Annotated in this window: 18 protein-coding genes; 15 read left to right on the top strand and 3 right to left on the bottom strand. The window is 70.5% G+C overall.

Features of this window, described 5'->3' with window-relative positions; all coding sequences use genetic code 11:
* Positions 1-2,648 precede the first annotated feature (2,648 nt).
* The gene (locus LQ940_RS12185; RefSeq protein ID WP_231242685.1) at positions 2,649-3,113 is read left to right on the top strand and encodes a PPOX class F420-dependent oxidoreductase; all 465 of its coding nucleotides are present in this window, start codon (positions 2,649-2,651) and stop codon (positions 3,111-3,113) included.
* Positions 3,114-3,124: 11 nt separating this feature from the next.
* Positions 3,125-4,066, top strand: a complete 942-nt coding sequence (locus LQ940_RS12180) for a hypothetical protein (protein ID WP_231242687.1) — start codon at positions 3,125-3,127, stop codon at positions 4,064-4,066.
* 12 nt (positions 4,067-4,078) lie between these two features.
* Here the strand turns inward: LQ940_RS12180 and LQ940_RS12175 are convergent, their stop codons facing one another.
* Both LQ940_RS12175 and LQ940_RS12170 read right to left on the bottom strand, forming a co-directional pair.
* The gene (locus tag LQ940_RS12175; protein ID WP_231242689.1) at positions 4,079-5,110 is read right to left on the bottom strand and encodes a hemolysin family protein; all 1,032 of its coding nucleotides are present in this window, start codon (positions 5,108-5,110) and stop codon (positions 4,079-4,081) included.
* On the bottom strand, positions 5,107-6,432 hold the full coding sequence (locus LQ940_RS12170; protein WP_231242691.1) for a hemolysin family protein: 1,326 nt from the start codon (positions 6,430-6,432) through the stop codon (positions 5,107-5,109). The genes LQ940_RS12175 and LQ940_RS12170 overlap by 4 nt, the downstream gene beginning before the upstream one ends.
* A gap of 223 nt (positions 6,433-6,655) precedes the next feature.
* On the opposite strand from LQ940_RS12170, the gene LQ940_RS12165 reads away from it, so the two are divergent.
* A complete protein-coding gene (locus tag LQ940_RS12165) occupies positions 6,656-7,189 on the top strand; it encodes an HIT family protein (protein WP_231242811.1) in 534 nt (177 codons plus the stop codon).
* A 39-nt stretch (positions 7,190-7,228) separates the two neighbouring features.
* Here the strand turns inward: LQ940_RS12165 and LQ940_RS12160 are convergent, their stop codons facing one another.
* Positions 7,229-8,380 (bottom strand): N(5)-(carboxyethyl)ornithine synthase, encoded by a 1,152-nt coding sequence (locus LQ940_RS12160; protein ID WP_231242693.1) that lies wholly within the window; start codon positions 8,378-8,380, stop codon positions 7,229-7,231.
* 131 nt (positions 8,381-8,511) lie between these two features.
* On the opposite strand from LQ940_RS12160, the gene pgsA reads away from it, so the two are divergent.
* The 12 genes from pgsA (at position 8,512) to ruvB (ending at position 17,414) form a co-directional block, all read left to right on the top strand.
* Entirely contained in the window at positions 8,512-9,135 is a 624-nt protein-coding gene (pgsA, locus tag LQ940_RS12155) for a phosphatidylinositol phosphate synthase (RefSeq protein ID WP_231242695.1), read from the top strand.
* A gap of 19 nt (positions 9,136-9,154) precedes the next feature.
* Entirely contained in the window at positions 9,155-10,072 is a 918-nt protein-coding gene (gene pdxS, locus LQ940_RS12150) for a pyridoxal 5'-phosphate synthase lyase subunit PdxS (RefSeq protein WP_231242697.1), read from the top strand.
* 146 nt (positions 10,073-10,218) lie between these two features.
* Positions 10,219-10,773, top strand: a complete 555-nt coding sequence (locus LQ940_RS12145) for an alternate-type signal peptide domain-containing protein (RefSeq protein ID WP_231242699.1) — start codon at positions 10,219-10,221, stop codon at positions 10,771-10,773.
* Positions 10,774-10,803: 30 nt separating this feature from the next.
* On the top strand, positions 10,804-11,376 hold the full coding sequence (locus tag LQ940_RS12140) for a signal peptidase I (RefSeq protein ID WP_231242701.1): 573 nt from the start codon (positions 10,804-10,806) through the stop codon (positions 11,374-11,376).
* The gene (locus tag LQ940_RS12135; protein WP_231242703.1) at positions 11,373-11,870 is read left to right on the top strand and encodes a hypothetical protein; all 498 of its coding nucleotides are present in this window, start codon (positions 11,373-11,375) and stop codon (positions 11,868-11,870) included. Before LQ940_RS12140 ends, LQ940_RS12135 begins: the two co-directional genes overlap by 4 nt.
* Complete coding sequence (locus LQ940_RS12130) at positions 11,867-12,484, top strand: SipW-dependent-type signal peptide-containing protein (protein ID WP_231242705.1); 618 nt, start codon at positions 11,867-11,869, stop codon at positions 12,482-12,484. The genes LQ940_RS12135 and LQ940_RS12130 overlap by 4 nt, the downstream gene beginning before the upstream one ends.
* Positions 12,481-13,554, top strand: a complete 1,074-nt coding sequence (locus LQ940_RS12125; protein ID WP_231242708.1) for a signal peptidase I — start codon at positions 12,481-12,483, stop codon at positions 13,552-13,554. Before LQ940_RS12130 ends, LQ940_RS12125 begins: the two co-directional genes overlap by 4 nt.
* Positions 13,555-13,623: 69 nt before the next feature.
* A complete protein-coding gene (pdxT, locus tag LQ940_RS12120; protein WP_231242813.1) occupies positions 13,624-14,238 on the top strand; it encodes a pyridoxal 5'-phosphate synthase glutaminase subunit PdxT in 615 nt (204 codons plus the stop codon).
* A gap of 12 nt (positions 14,239-14,250) precedes the next feature.
* Positions 14,251-15,021: a YebC/PmpR family DNA-binding transcriptional regulator gene (locus LQ940_RS12115; protein ID WP_231242709.1), complete on the top strand. Its 771-nt coding sequence runs from the start codon at positions 14,251-14,253 to the stop codon at positions 15,019-15,021.
* A 179-nt stretch (positions 15,022-15,200) separates the two neighbouring features.
* The gene (gene ruvC, locus LQ940_RS12110; protein WP_231242815.1) at positions 15,201-15,743 is read left to right on the top strand and encodes a crossover junction endodeoxyribonuclease RuvC; all 543 of its coding nucleotides are present in this window, start codon (positions 15,201-15,203) and stop codon (positions 15,741-15,743) included.
* A complete protein-coding gene (ruvA, locus tag LQ940_RS12105) occupies positions 15,740-16,336 on the top strand; it encodes a Holliday junction branch migration protein RuvA (protein WP_231242711.1) in 597 nt (198 codons plus the stop codon). Before ruvC ends, ruvA begins: the two co-directional genes overlap by 4 nt.
* A gap of 43 nt (positions 16,337-16,379) precedes the next feature.
* Entirely contained in the window at positions 16,380-17,414 is a 1,035-nt protein-coding gene (gene ruvB, locus LQ940_RS12100) for a Holliday junction branch migration DNA helicase RuvB (RefSeq protein WP_374107423.1), read from the top strand.
* The last annotated feature ends 36 nt before the right edge of the window (positions 17,415-17,450 follow it).

Genomic DNA, 17,450 nt, shown 5'->3' with positions numbered 1-17,450 from the left:
GAGCCTCGAGACCTGGTGACGTGACTGGCGACTTGACCGGCGTACCCGAGGCTGCTTGTCGGCTCAACTGGGTCTCGCGGCTCGTCGCTGACGCTCCTCGCACCTCGACCACCGAAAGCCGTCGGTGGTCGAGGTGCGAAGGCGTGCAACGCCTGAGCCTCGAGACCTGGTGACGTGACTGGCGACTTGACTGGCGTACCCGAGGCTGCTTGTCGGCTCACTGGGTCTCGAGGCTCGTCGCTGACGCTCCTGGCACCTCGACCACCGAAAGCCGTCGGTGGTCGAGGTGTGAAGGCGTGCAACGCCTGAGCCTCGAGACCTGGTGACGTGACTGGCGACTTGACTGGCGTACCCGAGGCTGCTTGTCGGCTCACTGGGTCTCGAGGCTCGTCGCTGACGCTCCTGGCACCTCGACCACCGAAAGCCGTCGGTGGTCGAGGTGTGAAGGCGTGCAACGCCTGAGCCTCGAGACCTGGTGACGTGACTGGCGACTTGACCGGCGTACCCGAGGCTGCTTGTCGGCTCACTGGGTCTCGAGGCTCGTCGCTGACGCTCCTCGCACCTCGACCGCCGAAAGCCGTCGGTGGTCGAGGTGTGAAGGCGTGCAACGCCTGAGCCTCGAGACCTGGTGACGTGACTGGCGACTTGACCGGCGTACCCGAGGCTGCTTGTCGGCTCACCGGGTCTCGAGGCTCGCTTCGCTCGCACCTCGACCACCGAAAGCCTTCGGTGGTCGAGGTGCGAAGGCGTGCAACGCCTGAGCCTCGAGACCTGGTGACGTGACTGGCGACTTGACCGGCGTACCCGACGCTGCTTGTCGGCTCAACTGGGTCTCGAGGCTCGTCGCTGACGCTCCTCGCACCTCGACCACCGAAAGCCTTCGGTGGTCGAGGTGCGAAGGCGTGCAACGCCTGAGCCTCGAGACCTGGTGACGTGACTGGCGACTTGACCGGCGTACCCGACGCTGCTTCCCGGCTCACTGGATCTCGAGGCTCGTCGCTGACGCTCCTCGCACCTCGACCACCGAAAGCCTTCGGTGGTCGAGGTGCGAAGGCGTGCAACGCCTGAGCCTCGAGACCTGGTGACGTGACTGGCGACTTGACCGGCGTACCCGACGCTGCTTCCCGGCTCACCGGGTCTCGAGGCTCGTCGCTGACGCTCCTCGCACCTCGACCACCGAAAGCCTTCGGTGGTCGAGGTGCGAAGGCGTGCAACGCCTGAGCCTCGAGACCTGGTGACGTGACTGGCGACTTGACCGGCGTACCCGAGGCTGCTTGTCGGCTCACCGGGTCTCGAGGCTCGCTTCGCTCGCACCTCGACCACCGAAAGCCGTCGGTGGTCGAGGTGCGAAGGCGTGCAACGCCTGAGCCTCGAGACCTGGTGACGTGACTGGCGACTTGACCGGCGTACCCGAGGCTGCTTGTCGGCTCAACTGGGTCTCGAGGCTCGTCGCTGACGCTCCTCGCACCTCGACCACCGAAAGCCGTCGGTGGTCGAGGTGCGAAGGCGTGCAACGCCTGAGCCTCGAGACCTGGTGACGTGACTGGCGACTTGACTGGCGTACCCGAGGCTGCTTGTCGGCTCAACTGGGTCTCGCGGCTCGTCGCTGACGCTCCTCGCACCTCGACCACCGAAAGCCTTCGGTGGTCGAGGTGTGAAGGCGTGCAACGCCTGAGCCTCGAGACCTGGTGACGTGACTGGCGACTTGACCGGCGTACCCGAGGCTGCTTCCCGGCTCACTGGATCTCGCGGCTCGTCGCTGACGCTCCTCGCACCTCGACCACCGAAAGCCTTCGGTGGTCGAGGTGCGAAGGCGTGCAACGCCTGAGCCTCGAGACCTGGTGACGTGACTGGCGACTTGACCGGCGTACCCGAGGCTGCTTGTCGGCTCAACTGGGTCTCGCGGCTCGTCGCTGACGCTCCTCGCACCTCGACCACCGAAAGCCGTCGGTGGTCGAGGTGTGAAGGCGTGCAACGCCTGAGCCTCGAGACCTGGTGACGTGACTGGCGACCTGACCGGCGTACCCGAGGCTGCTTGTCGGCTCACCGGGTCTCGAGGCTCGCTTCGCTCGCACCTCGACCACCGAAAGCCTTCGGTGGTCGAGGTGCGAAGGCGTGCAACGCCTGAGCCTCGAGACCTGGTGACGTGACTGGCGACTTGACCGCCGTACCCCGAGGCTGCTTGTCGGCTCAACTGGGTCTCGAGGCTCGTCGCTGACGCTCCTCGCACCTCGACCACCGAAAGCCGTCGGTGGTCGAGGTGCGAAGGCGTGCAACGCCTGAGCCTCGAGACCTGGTGACGTGACTGGCGACTTGACCGGCGTACCCGAGGCTGCTTGTCGGCTCAACTGGGTCTCGAGGCTCGTCGCTGACGCTCCTGGCACCTCGACCACCGAAAGCCTTCGGTGGTCGAGGTGCGAAGGCGTGCAACGCCTGAGCCTCGAGACCCCGCGACCGACCGCCGTACCCCGAGGCTGCTTTCCGGCTCACCGGGTTTCGAGGCTCGTCGCTGACGCTCCTCGCACCTCAACCACCGTAGGGCACCCTCGTCCCCTTCGAGGCTCGGGACCGGCGCTCCTCGCCCCTCCCCAGTGCCGGGGACCGCCGGAGGTGCGCCTGGGCGACCAGAGGTGTGGTGGGGTGGGGGGATGGGACGGACTATTGCGACGAACACCGAGGTCGACCTGGACGGGCTGCTGGAGTTCGTGCGGCCACGGCACCGGATGATCCTGATCACCACGCGCAGGGACGGGCACCCGCAGTCCTCGCCGGTGACGGGCGGGGTGGACGACGAGGGGCGGGTGGTGATCTCGACGTACCCCGAGCGCGCCAAGACGGCCAACGCGCGGCGGGCGGGGGAGGCGACGGTGCTCGTGCTGTCGGAGGAGTTCAACGACGCCTGGGTGCAGCTCGAGGGGACGTGCGAGGTCATCGGCCCGCCCGACTCGGTCGAGCCGCTGGTCGACTACTACCGCAGCATCGCGGGGGAGCACCCCGACTGGGACGAGTACCGACAGGCGATGCGCGACCAGGGCAAGTCCCTGCTGCGCATCACGCCGACGCGCTGGTCGCCGATCGCCACCGGTGGCTTCCCGGCGCGGCTCGCGGACTGACCGTGCGCCGAGTGCTGCCGCTGCTCGTGCTGGTCCTCGTGGCCGGCTGCAGCGGCGCGCCCGAGGCGGACGACCCCGATCCGACAGGTACGCCGTCGGTCTCCCCGCCGTCGGTCTCCTCGTCGCCGACCGCCGTGCCGCCGGCGGTGGAGAGCGAGCGGGAGGATCTCGCCGACCTCGCCGAGAAGGCGGCCACGGAGGCACCGAGCGCCACCGTCGCGCCGTACCCCGCACCCGTGCTGGGCGGCGACATCAGCTGGCCGCAGTGCCCGAAGGGACTGGGCATCCCCGAGAAGCGGACGCTAGGCATGCCGATGCCGCTGCCTCAGGCGCGCTACGTCGTCGTCGGGCTCACCAACGGCCCCGGCTTCCACGTCAACCCGTGCCTGGCCGACCAGGTCGCGTGGGTGCGCGAGCGGCGGCTGCTGGTCTCGGCGTACGCGGTGGCGAGCTTCCCGCAGGGCGACGAGCTGGCCCGCTACGGACAGGACGGCCCCTACGACGGCGGCTCCAAGCTCGACGCACTGCGCAACGTCGGCTATCAGCAGGCGCTGTTCAACGTCGCGTCCATGAAGGACGCCCGGCTGCAGACGCCCTTCGTGTGGGTGGACGTGGAGCCGGTGCCGGACTTCCCCTGGAGCAGCGACCTCGTGGCCAACGCCGCCGTGGTGGAGGGCGCGGCGCGCGGGTACGTCGACGGCGGCTACGCGATCGGCGTGTACTCCACGCCGGCGCTCTGGGAGGGGGTCGTGGGCGGGCTCGAGCTGGGCGTGCCCGAGTGGCGGGCCGCCGGGGAGACGTCGCGGGCGGAGGCCGAGTCTCGCTGTGGTGACGACTGGGTCATCCAGGGCGGTCCGGCCGTGCTCGCGCAGTGGGTCGAGGCCGACCGCGACCAGAACATCACCTGCGGCGAGGCGCACCTCGATCTCGGCGCCTGGTTCCACCAGTACTGAGCGCCCGCGCGCTCAGGCGGCGTCGTTGACCTCGCCGACCAGGATCTCGAGCACGTCCTCGAGGAACAGCATCCCGACGGTCTCGCCCTGCTCGTCGACCGTGAGCCCGATGTGGGCGCCGTGCTGGCGCAACCGGGCCATGGCGTCCTCGAGGCTGGCCTGGCGCGACACCGCGACCAGCCGGCGCACGCGCTTGGCGGGGACCGGGTCGTGGAAGTGGTCCTCGCCGAGGTCCATGACGTCCTTCATGTGCAGGTAGCCGTCAGGCCGTCCGGCTTGGTCGGTGACGACGTAGCGCGAGTGGCCGTGCGCCACGACCGCCGCCTGGACGTCGGCCGGCGACGTCGACGCGGGCAGGAGAACCATCCGGTCCAGCGGTACCTCGACGTCGGCCACCGTTTTGTCGGTGAACTCGAAGGCCCCCGCGAGCGTGCCGGAGTCGTCGACCAGGGTGCCCTCGCGGTGGGACTGCTGGACGATGGCCTCGACCTGCTCCAACGTGAACGTGCTGGTGGCCTCGTCCTTCGGTTGGACCCCGAAGAGCAGCAGCACGCGGTTGGCGATCCAGTTGAGCGTGCCGATGAGCGGACGGAACACGCGCGAGACCATCACCAGCGGCGGGGCGAGGATCAGAGCGGCGCGGTCCGGCACGGAGAACGACAGGTTCTTCGGGACCATCTCGCCGAAGACCACGTGCAGGAACGTCACCAGCACCAGCGCCACGACGAACGCGAGGACGCTGGTGGCGTCGGCGGACAGCCCCGTGGCCCCGAGCGGGTACTCCAGCAGGTGGTGGATCGCCGGCTCGGAGACGGTGAGGATCAGCAGCGAGCAGATCGTGATGCCGAGCTGGGAGGTGGCCAGCATCAAGGTGGCGTGCTCCATCGCCCACAGGGTCGTCTTCGCGGCGCGGCTGCCCCCGGCGGCCCGCGGCTCGATCTGGCTGCGCCGCGCGGAGATGACCGCGAACTCCGCGCCGACGAAGAACGCGTTGCCGGCGAGGAGGACGAACAGCCAGAGGATCCCGGGCAGGTACTCACTCATCGGCGGTCCTCGGTCAGTGACATGGCGTGGTCGGCGCTGGGCAGGAACGCGATGCGCACGATGCGCGCGCCGTCGAGACGCTCCACGCGCAGGGTCCCGCTCTCGATCGCAACCTCGTCGCCCAGCTCGGGAAGCCGCTCGAGCTCGTCGACCACGAAGCCCGCCACGGTGTCCCAGTCCTCGGAGTCGGGGACCCGCACGCCGGTGCGGTCGAGCAGCTCGTCGGGACGCCAGGAGGCGTCGAAGGAGACCGAGCGGCCGCGGAGCGTCACGCCGGACTTGGCGCGGTCGTGCTCGTCCTCGAGCTCGCCCACGATCTCCTCCACGAGGTCCTCGAGGGTGACGATGCCGGCGGTGCCGCCGTGCTCGTCGGTGACGACCGCGATCTGGAGCCCCCGGTCGCGCAGCTCGGCCAGCAGGGCGCCTGCGCCGAGCGTCTCGGGCACCCGCGTCGGCTCGAACATGAGGTCCTCGGCGGTCGTCGTCGACCGTTGGTCCAGCGGTACGGCGAACGCGCGCTTGACGTGCACGAAGCCGACGATGTCGTCGGGCCCGTCGTCGAGGACGGGCAGGCGCGAGAAGCCGGTGCGGCCGGAGACCTGGATGATCCGGGCGGCGGAGTCGAGCCGGTCCACCGAGGTCATCCGCACGCGTGGGGTCATCAGGTCGGAGGCGTCGTACTGCGAGAAGCGCAGGGTGCGGTCCAGCAGCGTGGCCTCGTCCTGCTCCAGCAGGCCGGCGGTCGCCGAGTGCCGGATGAGGTAGGTCAGCTCGTCCGCGCTGCGGGCGCCGCTGAGCTCCTCCTTGGGCTCCACGCCCATCGCGCGGATGAGGCCGTTGGCGGTGTTGTTGAGCAGCGAGACCAGGGGACGGAAGACGGTCGTGAAGGCGACCTGGAACGGCACGACCACCTTGGCCGTGGCCAGGGGGACGGCGAGTGCGAAGTTCTTGGGCACGAGCTCGCCGATGACCATCGAGAAGAGCGTGGCCAGCACGACCCCGACGACCGCGCCCACCACCGGGACCGCGGAGGTGGGCAGTCCGGCCGACGTCAGCGGCTCCTCCAGCAGCGAGCTGACCGCGGGCTCGAAGGTGTAGCCGGTGAGCAGCGTGGTGAGGGTGATGCCGAGCTGCGCGCTGGAGAGGTGCGTCGAGGTGATGCGCAGCGCACCGATCGTCGTGCCTAGTCCCTTCTCACCGCGCCCGGCGCGGGTCTCCAGGTCGTGACGGTCGAGGTTCACCAGGGCGAACTCCGAGGCCACGAACAACCCGGTCCCGACCGTGAGGAGCAGGCCGATCGACAGCAGCAGCCACTCGCTCATCGGGCGGTCGCGGAGAGGGCGCCGTGGCGGTCGGCCGGGCCGACGCCTTCGAGGCAGCGGGTGAACACGGGCCGGAGGTCTATGTCATCCATTTCGCGCTCACCCTAGCGAGGCACACCAACCGCTCACACCGCAGGCCGCTCGACTCCCGCCGCGGCCCGGGCCCCGGCCGACCAGGCTCGCGCCGTGGCGACGCGGCTAGTCTTCACCCGTGGACGAGGAGATGGTGCAGGACGGCGTCGGGGACCCCGACGACCTCGACCGGCTCTGGACGCCGCACCGGATGGCCTACATCCGCGGGGAGAACAAGCCGGCCGACGCCACGTCGGGGGAGTGCCCCTTCTGCCGCATCCCGCGGCTGCCCGACGACCAGGGCCTCGTCGTACGGCGGGGTGCCCTGGCGTTCGCGGTGCTCAACCTCTACCCCTACGCGCCCGGGCACCTGATGGTCTGCCCGTACCGTCACGTGGCCGACTACACCGAGGTCACCGACGAGGAGTCGACCGAGATCGCCGACCTGACCCGTCAGGCGATGCGGGTGATCCGCTCGGTGTCGGGCGCCGGCGGGTTCAACGTCGGCATGAACCAGGGCGCCGTCGCGGGGGCCGGCATCGCCGCCCACCTGCACCAGCACGTCGTACCCCGCTGGGTCGGCGACCAGAACTTCATGCCGATCATCGGGCGCACCAAGACCCTGCCCGAGCTGCTCACCGACACCCGGGCGCTGCTCGCGGACGCCTGGGATAGGGCGTCGTAGCTCGGCCCTCAAGGCATCGAGGCACGCCCGGACGGGCCCTCAGCCGAGGAGGGCGTACGGCGGGGTCGCCGAGCGGTTCTGGAAGGCCAGGATCGCGGGGTTGACCACCGCACCTTCGCGGATCTCGATGGCGCGGCTGATCGTCTCGTCGGCAGCCCACGACTCGGGGCCCTCGAGGACCGTGCGGACGAACGGCAGCGTGGCCGAGCTGTTGTCCCAGGTGGCGGAGCCCCAGAGGTACGACGGGCTGTGGTCGACCGCGTAGTAGAGGACGTGGTCGCCCACCTCGAAGGTCGGGTCGTCGAAGCCGGTAGGGCGGGCCCACTCGAAGCCCATCCCGAGGTCGCACGACACGTCGACGATCAGGCTGCCCTTGCGGAATGCCCTCAGGTCGTCGGTGCGCAGGTAGGTCACCGGCGCGGCGGTGTCCTGCAACGTGCAGTTGACGACGATGTCGTTCTCCGCGAGGTACGCCGGCAGCGGCTTGCGGCCGCGCTCGGTGATGACGCTCAGCAGGCCGGGGTCGTCGGGGTCCTGATCCAGGTGGCGGATGCGGACCGAGTGGATCGGCGACCCGACCGCGGTCACGCCCCGGGTCGTGAGGACCGCGACCTCGTGCACCCCGTGCGCGTTGAGGGCGGTGACCGCTCCGCGGGCCGTCGCGCCGAAGCCGATGACGATCGCGCTCAACCGGCGACCGTAGTCGCCGGTGATCCCGGCCAGCTGCATCGCGTGGATCACCGAGGAGTAGCCGGCCAGCTCGTTGTTCTTGTGGAAGACGTGGAGCCCGACCGCCCCCTCGTGGGTCCAGTGGTTCATCGCCTCGAACGCGATCAGGGTGAGCTGCCGGTCGATCGCGGCCTGCGTGACGGCGGTGTCCTGCACGCAGTGCGGCCACCCCCACAGCGTCTGGCCGGGCGAGAGCGCCTCCACGTCGGCCAGCTGTGGTTTGGGCAGCAGCACCACGTCGGAGGTGGCGAGCAGCTCGTCGCGCGAGGCGAAGCCGCCCACCAGGCCGGAGAGGTCGGAATCGGAGTACCCGAACCGCTCGCCGTACCCGGTCTGCAGGGTCGTACGGGCACGCAGGTCCGCGTCCATCCCCTCCAGGTGACCCGGATGGAGGGGGAGCCGCAGCTCGTTCTCCTTCGCCGAGGTGCCGACGGCGCCAAGACCGAGCAGCGCGTCGCCCACCCGGGTCAGCGCTTCTTCTTCTCGGTGAGTCTCTCGATATGGGTTGCCTGGGCGGCCCCTGCTGGTGACTGTAGCCCTCCTGCGGCTGCGCGGGTTGTGGCCGGCACCGCGACAGCCGATAGCCTCCCCGCATGCTCGAGAGGTTCAAGTCGTTCTGGCAGAACGTCATGCTGGCGCCGTTCGTCAACCTCTTCCTGCGCCTGGGCATCAGCCCGGACACGGTGACGCTCGTGGGGACGCTCGGCGTCTCGGCGGGTGCGCTGATCTTCTTCCCGCAGGGCGAGCTGCTCATCGGGGTCCTGTTCATCACCGCGTTCGTGTTCAGCGACCTCGTCGACGGCCAGATGGCCCGCAAGAGCGGCAAGACCTCGAAGTTCGGCGCGTTCTGGGACTCCACGCTCGACCGCATTGGCGACGGCGCGATCTTCGGCGGTCTCGCGCTCTACTTCGCGGGCCCCGGCGACCACTACCTCTACCTGTGCCTCACCCTCTACTGCCTGGTGATGGGCTCGGTGACCTCCTACGCGCGAGCCCGCGCCGAGTCGCTGGGCTGGGACGCGCGCGGCGGCCTGGCCGAGCGGGCCGACCGGCTGGTGTCGATCCTGGTGATGACCGGGCTCGGCGCGATCTTCGACCTGCCGATCCTCATCTACGTCACCCTGTGGGCGCTGGCCGCGGCCAGCACCTACACGGTGGTCTTCCGGGTCCTGAAGGTGCGCCGCCAGGCGCTGGACGGCGACAACAGCCTGACCTGACGGCGAGTAGACTTTCGTCATGGCCGACAGCACCCCCACCCCGTCCGAGAGCGCCGACGGACGGGGCACGACGCGCGTCAAACGCGGCATGGCCGAGATGCTCAAGGGTGGCGTGATCATGGACGTCGTCACCGCCGAGCAGGCCAAGATCGCCGAGGACGCCGGCGCCGTCGCCGTGATGGCGCTCGAGCGCGTGCCGGCCGACATCCGCGCGCAGGGCGGCGTCAGCCGCATGAGCGACCCGGACATGATCGAGTCGATCATCGAGACCGTCTCCATCCCGGTGATGGCCAAGGCCCGCATCGGCCACTTCGCCGAGGCGCAGGTCCTGCAGAGCCTGGGCGTCGACTACATCGACGAGTCCGAGGTGCTGACCCCGGCCGACTACGCCAACCACATCGACAAGTGGAGGTTCACCGCGCCGTTCGTGTGCGGGGCCACCAACCTGGGCGAGGCGCTGCGCCGCATCACCGAGGGCGCCGCGATGATCCGCTCCAAGGGCGAGGCCGGCACCGGCGACGTCTCCAACGCGGTCACCCACATGCGCACCATCCGCCAGGAGATCCGCCGCCTCGGCTCGATGGCCGAGGACGAGCTGTACGTCGCCGCGAAGGAGCTGCAGGCGCCGTACGAGCTGGTCGCGGAGGTCGCCGTGAGCGGCAAGCTGCCCGTCGTGCTGTTCACCGCCGGCGGCATCGCCACCCCGGCCGACGCGGCGATGATGATGCAGCTCGGCGCCGAGGGCGTGTTCGTCGGCTCGGGGATCTTCAAGTCCGGCAACCCCGCCCAGCGCGCGGAGGCGATCGTCAAGGCCACCACCTTCTACGACGACCCGGACGTCGTCGCCAAGGTCAGCCGCGGGCTGGGCGAGGCGATGGTCGGAATCAACGTCGAGGAGATCCCGCAGCCGCACCGCCTCGCCGAGCGCGGCTGGTAACCGCACGGCCTCATTCGGGGCGTCCCGGCCACAAGTCGTACACATGCCCGCCACGAACTGGTAATCCGGCGAGTAAGAGCCCTCTCAGGGTGCACGCTCCCAGACGAGGGAGCCGTCAGGGTTCCCCGAGAGCTGGGGACACCACCATGAAGAAGACCACCAAGGGCGCACTCGCCGCCGCGGCTGCCGGCTCGATCCTGCTCGGCGGCGCCGGCACGCTGGCGTACTGGACCGACACCAGCACGTCGCCCGGTGGCACCATCACCGGTGGCACGCTCTCCCTCGTCAACCCCACCTGCACCTGGACGCTCGAGCACACAGGTGCGACGACGCAGACCGCCATCACCCAGGCCGGCATCGCAAATGTCCGGCTCGTCCCCGGAGACAAGGCGACCCAGACCTGCACCTCGCAGATCACCGCCACCGGTGACAACCTCGCCGCCACTCTGTCGGTGACGAACCCGTTCAACGACAGCGGCGACCTCGCGCCCGCGATCTCGCTGACGTCCAGCTTCAAGGTCGGCACCCAAGCGGTCACGCGGATCACCAGCGCCGACAACGCCAAGAACCTGCAGACCGTGGTCGTCGTCGACTTCCCGTTCGGCACCGAGGACAACAGCACCAACGGCGCGAAGACCGAGGTCATCCCCGACTTCGTCGTCACGGCGACCCAGGTCAACGACGTCACCGTCACCCCCTAGCTCGCAGCCGTTCGAGCAAGGAGCCTCAGCATGAGATCTCGGTGGCGAGTGCCCGGACCCGTCCGGTGGGTGGGCCTGGTGTTGTCGTGGCTGGTCATCCTCGCCTTCGGTGCCGCCCTGCTCGCAGGACTCATCGTCCCGCGGGTGGGTGGCGGCACGCCGTACGTCGTGGAGACCGGGTCGATGCGTCCCGAGCTGCCGCCCGGCACGCTGGTGGTCACCAAGCCGGTCGAGCCGGGCGCGATCGCGATCGGCGACGTCATCACCTACCAGATCGTCTCGGGCGAGTCCCAGGTCGTGACGCACCGCGTGATCGCCACGGGCATCGACGCCACGGGCGAGCCCCGGTGGCGGACCCAGGGCGACGCCAACGACGCGGCCGACCAAGGCTGGGTGCTGCCCGTCCAGGTCCAGGGCCGCGAGTGGTACACCGTGCCGCTCCTCGGTCACGCGACCTCGCTCGTCTCGGGTCAGCAGCGTGAGCTCCTCACGATCGCAGCGGTGGTGGGGCTGGCGGGCTATGCGCTCTCGATGTTCCGTGGGGCCCGCCGCGACAGCCGAAGGACAGCTCAGCATGAGCAAACCGCGGACGTGACGGCGTGACCGGGCGGCTGGCGGTGCTGGTGGCGGGCTCGCTGCTCGCCGGGCTGATCCTCGTGAGTGCTCCGGCGCAGGCGGCACCGACTCGCATGTGGGCCGACCTCGCCGTCAGCCGCGAGGGCCGGGTCTGGACCGAGCACCTGACCCGTCCGATCTTCGCCACGTCGACCCGCTGGGTTCCCGGTGACGTCCGCACCCGCAGGTTCTTCGCCCGCAACCAGAGCGGGGAGGACGCCCGGCTGTCGGTGGCGGTCAGGGTCTTCGACCGGACGGCCTGGCTGAGTCGTGGCGCGCTGCGGATGTTCCTGCGCGTCGACGGCCGGTGGCGGCGGATCACCTTTGCGGGCAGGACTGGCGTGGGCAACCTGCGCGTCCGCGCCGGCGAGGTCGTGCCGGTGATCATCCGAATCCGGATGTGGCCCTCCGCGACGGCCGTCGACGCACAGCGCTCCATGCGCTTCGTCGTGAAGCTGCGGCTGACGGAGGAGCGGAGGTGAGCGCCGGCTCGCACGCGTCGCGACGGCCCGGCCTGCTGCGACGGGCCCGGGCGTCCGTGCGACTGCGTGCGGTGCTCTCGCTCGGGGTGCTCACGCTCCCGCTGGGCATGGGCACCCTCGCGTTCTGGACCGACAGCGTCGTGATCTCCGGGGCGAGCTTCACCGGCGGCACCCTGGACATGTCGGTCAGCGGCGGCGACCCCTACGCCTCCACCACCCTCGCGATGCCCACGATGGTGCCCGGCGCGACCTCGGCGGAGGTCCTCACCGTGCAGAACGTCGGCAACGTCGCGATGAAGTACTCGCTCACCGGCGGGCTCTCCGGCACCGACGCCGCGGCCATGGCGCCGCACTTGACGCTGACGATCCGGGCAGGAGGCACCAAGTCGGGTGCCACCTGCACCGGCGGCACCTCGATCTACAACGCGGTGCTCACCACCACGACCACCACTCAGCTGATCACCACTGCGGCCAAGCGCGGCCCGGTCCCGGCGTCCCCGGGCACGGATGCGCTGTGCTTCCAGGTCACGTTCTCGCTCAGCGCGCCGACGGCACTGCAGGGCAAGACTGCGACCGCGACACTGACGTTCCTCGGCACCTCCGACCTGGCATGACCGGGGCTCGCCGGCGGCACCGGTTGCGCGAGTGGCTCCTGACAGCGGGCGCACTGCTCGGCGTGGGGAGCATCCTGCTGGCCGTGGCGGCCGCGGTGCTCGGGGTCACCCCGCTCGTGTTCCGCTCCGGCTCGATGGCACCCGCGGTCGAGACCGGCGACCTCGGCATCGCGCGCAGCGTCCCGGCAGCCGAGCTCCGCCCCGGAGACATCGTGTCGGTCTTGACCAGCCGCGGCGTCCGGGTCACGCACCGCGTGGTCTCGGCCGAGCCCGCCGACGCCGGCACCGTGCTCGTGCTGCGCGGCGACGCCAACGAGGAGCCCGACGCCGAGACCTACACGGTCGAAGAGGCTGACCGGCTGCTGTTCTCCGTGCCGAAGGCAGGCTACGTCGCCGGGTGGCTTTCCGGCACCGTCGGCGTATTCCTGGCCGGGCTGCTGGTCGGCGGCGTGCTCCTGGTCCTGCTCGCCCGCACACGCGGCCCACGCGGCCCGCGCCGTCCCGACCCGGCGGAAGACGCCCATGGTCACGGCTCCGCGCCTGCGCCGACACCCGGACGGCGCCGAGCACTGCCGTCGGCGGCCCCGCCCGCAGACCCGGCCGCCGGATCCGCACGCTCCTCCATGGTGATGTTCGGGCTGCTGGTCGTCTTGTTGAGCGCCGCCACCCTCACGCCGCGCGCGACCGACACGCTGGCCGCGTGGACCGACAGTGTGGCCGTGACCGCGAGCACCAACGCCTACAGGGTCCCTCAGCCGCCAACGCTGCAGTGCGCGGTCGGCGGCACCAAGGATAGTCGCATCGTGACCTTGACCTGGTTAGGAGTGAGCTCCCCTGCGACGACGTACGTCGTCACCGTGTCCACTTCCAAGGCGACGCCGGGGACAGTCGGAACAGTCGGAGGGACCAAGTCCGTGGCTATCACCTTCACTCCAAGTGAGCTCAGCAACGTCACGGTCACGGTCACCGTCACCCCGGAGATGACCGTTCGGTCAGCCTGGAAAGGTCCAGCAAGAACCAAGCAGTTCAAGGTGGGCAAGAACAAGAACGAAGCGCCCACCTGCCTCTAGCAGAGTGGTCCGAGCGTGGCCCCACGCAAGGCAACGGCCAGGCGTTCCTAGACTGACGGCGTGACCCGCATCACGACCGGCCGCACGACCACCCCCACGATCGGCGTCCTCGCCCTGCAGGGCGACGTGCGCGAGCACCTGCGCGCGCTCGAGTCGCTCGGGGTCGCCTCGATCGCCGTACGTCGCCCCAGCGAGCTGGAGGCCTGCGACGCGCTCGTGCTCCCTGGGGGCGAGTCGACGACGATGGCCAAGCTGGCCCGCACCTTTGAGCTGTTCGAGCCGGTCCGCGACCGGATCAAGCGCGGCATGCCCGCCTTCGGCACCTGCGCCGGGATGATCCTGCTCGCCGAGCGGGTCGAGGACGGGACGGCCGACCAGGAGACCCTCGGCGGGCTGGACATCACGGTGCGGCGCAACGCCTTCGGTCGCCAGGTCGACTCCTTCGAGGGGGACCTGGCGTTCGCCGGGCTCGACTCGCCCGTGCACGCCCTCTTCATCCGCGCGCCCTGGGTCGAGCAGGTCGGGGAGACGGTGCAGGTGCTCGCCGCGGTCACGCACGGCGAGGCCGCGGGTAGGATCGTCGCGGTCCGCCAGGGTCACCTGATGGCCACGTCGTTCCACCCCGAGGTCGGGGCGGACCACCGCATCCACAGCCTCTTCGTGGATCTCGTCAAGCAGTCGTAGGTAAGGGAGCGCATGTCCGGCCACTCCAAATGGGCGACCACCAAGCACAAGAAGGCGGTCGTCGACGCCAAGCGCGGCAAGATGTTCGCCAAGCTGATCAAGAACATCGAGGTCGCGGCCCGCATGGGCGGCGGTGACCCGACCGGCAACCCGACGCTCTACGACGCCATCCAGAAGGCCAAGAAGTCCTCGGTCCCCAACGACAACATCGACCGCGCGGTCAAGCGCGGCTCCGGCGCGGAGACCGGAGGGGCCGACTACCAGACGATCATGTACGAGGGCTACGGCCCCTCCGGCGTCGCCATGCTCATCGAGTGCCTCACCGACAACAAGAACCGCGCCGCCATGGAGGTCCGCACCGCCATGACCCGCAACGGCGGCTCGCTCGCCGACCCCGGGTCCGTGTCGTTCCTCTTCCACCGCAAGGGCGTCGTCGTGGTGCCCCGCGAGCAGGAGGGACGTCAGGTCAGCGAGGACGACGTGCTGGAGGCGACGCTCGAGGCCGGCGCCGACGACGTCCACGACCTCGGCGAGGCCATCGAGGTCATCTCGGAGGCCACCGACCTGGTCGATGTCCGTACCGCGCTCCAGAGCGCCGGCATCGACTACGACTCGGCCGAGGCCTCGTTCGTGCCCGACATGCAGGTCGCGCTCGACAAGGACGCCGCAGGCAAGATGTTCCGCCTGGTCGACGTGCTCGAGGACCTCGACGACGTCCAGAACATCTTCGCCAACTTCGACGTCCCCGACGACGTCATGGCCGCCCTCGACGACGAGTCCTGACCACATTCCGCTGACCCGTCAGAAACTTTCTGACGGGTCAGCGGAAAATCGGACGAGTTTGCGACGGGTCGGCGGTCTGGGGGCGTGTCGAGACCCTGGGGCGCGACGTGGGCGGATAGCGTGTTCTCCGAACAGGTGTTCGGACGAGAGGCGGCGCGATGAGCAGGCCCATGCGGGTGCTGGGAATCGACCCGGGGCTGACCCGATGCGGCATCGGGGTGGTCGAGGGCAGCGTGGGGCGTCCGCTGAGCCTGGTCGACGTCAACGTCGTGCGCACCTCCAGCGACCTCCCGGTGGCCGAGCGGCTGGTCACCATCGAGCGCGGCATCGACGCCTGGCTCGACGAGTACCGCCCCGACGCGGTCGCCGTCGAGCGGGTGTTCGCGCGCTCCGACAGCTCCACGATCATGGGTACGGCGCAGGCGAGCGGCATCGCCCTGGTCTGCGCGGCCCGGCGCGGCCTGCCGGTCGCGCTGCACACGCCCAGCGAGGTCAAGGCGGCGGTGTCCGGCAACGGCCGGGCCGACAAGGCCCAGGTGGGCGCCATGATCACCCGGATCCTGCGCCTGGAGACCCTGCCCAAGCCGGCCGACGCCGCCGACGCCCTGGCGCTCGCCATCACCCACATCTGGCGCGGCGGCGCACAGGCGCGCATCGACGCGGCGCTGGCCGCCAACCGCCGCCCACGGGCCACCGCCCCCACCTTCAGGAGCAGAGCGTGATCGCCTTCGTCCGCGGCCAGGTGGCCGCGCTGACCGTCTCCAGCGCCGTGCTCGAGGTCGGGGGAGTCGGCCTGGAGCTGATGTGCACCCCCGGCACCCTCGCGTCGCTGCGCCCGGGCCACCAGGCCACCCTGTCGACCAGCATGGTGGTGCGCGAGGACTCGCTCACGCTGTTCGGATTCGCCGACGATGACGAGAAGTCGACGTTCGAGCTCGTGCAGACCGCGTCCGGAGTCGGCCCCAAGGTCGCCCAGGCGATGGTCGCCGTGCTCAGCCCCGACGACCTGCGCCGCGCGATCGCCGCCGACGACGTCAAGACGCTGACCCGGGTGCCCGGCATCGGCCAGAAGGGCGCGCAGCGGATCATCCTCGAGCTCAAGGACCGCATCGGCGCCCCCACCGGCGCTCGGTCCGCGAGCCCGGCCGCCGCCGCCGCACCGTGGCGCGACCAGGTCACCCAGGGCCTGGTCGGGCTGGGCTGGTCGGCGAAGGACGCCGATGCGGCGGTGGAGACCGTCGCGCCCGAGGCCGGCGACCTGCCCGATGTGGGCGCGCTGCTGCGCGCCGCGCTGCGCTCGCTGAGCAAGGCCTGAGCCGGTGCACGAGGACGAGCTGGAGGTCGCCGAGGAGCAGTACCTGCGCTCGCTCACGGCCGCGGAGGCCGAGGGCGACGAGCGGGTGATCGAGGCGGCGCTGCGACCCCGATCGCTCGACGAGGTCGTCGGCCAGCACCGCGTACGCGAGCAGCTCGGCCTGGTGCTCGAGGCGGCCCGCCAGCGCGAGCGCGCCCCCGACCACGTCCTGCTGTCCGGCCCCCCGGGGCTGGGCAAGACGACGCTGGCGATGATCATCGCCCACGAGATGTCGACGCCGCTGCGGCTGACCAGCGGGCCCGCGATCACCCACGCCGGCGACCTGGCCGCGATCCTGTCCGGACTCAACGAGGGCGACGTCCTGTTCGTCGACGAGATCCACCGGATGTCGCGGCCCGCCGAGGAGATGCTCTACATGGCGATGGAGGACTTCCGAGTCGACGTCGTCATCGGCAAGGGCCCCGGGGCGACCGCGATCCCGCTCGAGATCCCGCCGTTCACCCTCGTCGGCGCGACCACCCGTGCCGGGCTCCTGCCGGGGCCGCTGCGCGACCGCTTCGGCTTCACCGCGCACCTGGAGTTCTACGCGCCCGAGGAGCTCGACCTGATCGTGCGGCGCTCCTCGGGGCTGCTGGGGGTCGACGTCACCGACGACGGCTCGGCCGAGATCGCCTCGCGCTCGCGCGGCACCCCACGCATCGCCAACCGCCTGCTGCGCCGCGTCCGGGACTACGCCCAGGTCCGCGCGGACGGCGTGGTCGGCCTCGATGTCGCTCGCGCCGCCCTCGAGCTCTACGAGGTCGACGAGCTGGGCCTGGACCGCCTCGACCGCGCCGTCCTCGACGCGCTGTGCCAGCGCTTCGGTGGGGGTCCCGTCGGTGTCTCCACGCTCGCGGTGGCCGTCGGCGAGGAGCGCGAGACCGTCGAGGAGGTGGCCGAGCCGTTCCTGGTGCGCAACGGCTTCCTCGCGCGCACGCCACGTGGCCGGATCGCCACTCCCGCCGCCTGGCGCCACCTGGGGCTGACCCCACCGCGCGGCGCGTTCCCGGGCGCGGAGGAGCCCCTGTTCGAGGAGTGATTGGCGGTCCGCGGTGCTGCCACGGTTAGACTCTCC

The organism is Nocardioides sp. cx-173 (assembly GCF_021117365.1).
Classification (GTDB): domain Bacteria; phylum Actinomycetota; class Actinomycetes; order Propionibacteriales; family Nocardioidaceae; genus Nocardioides.
Note: the sequence above shows the minus strand (reverse complement) of the source record. Positions and strands in the feature narration are given on the sequence as shown.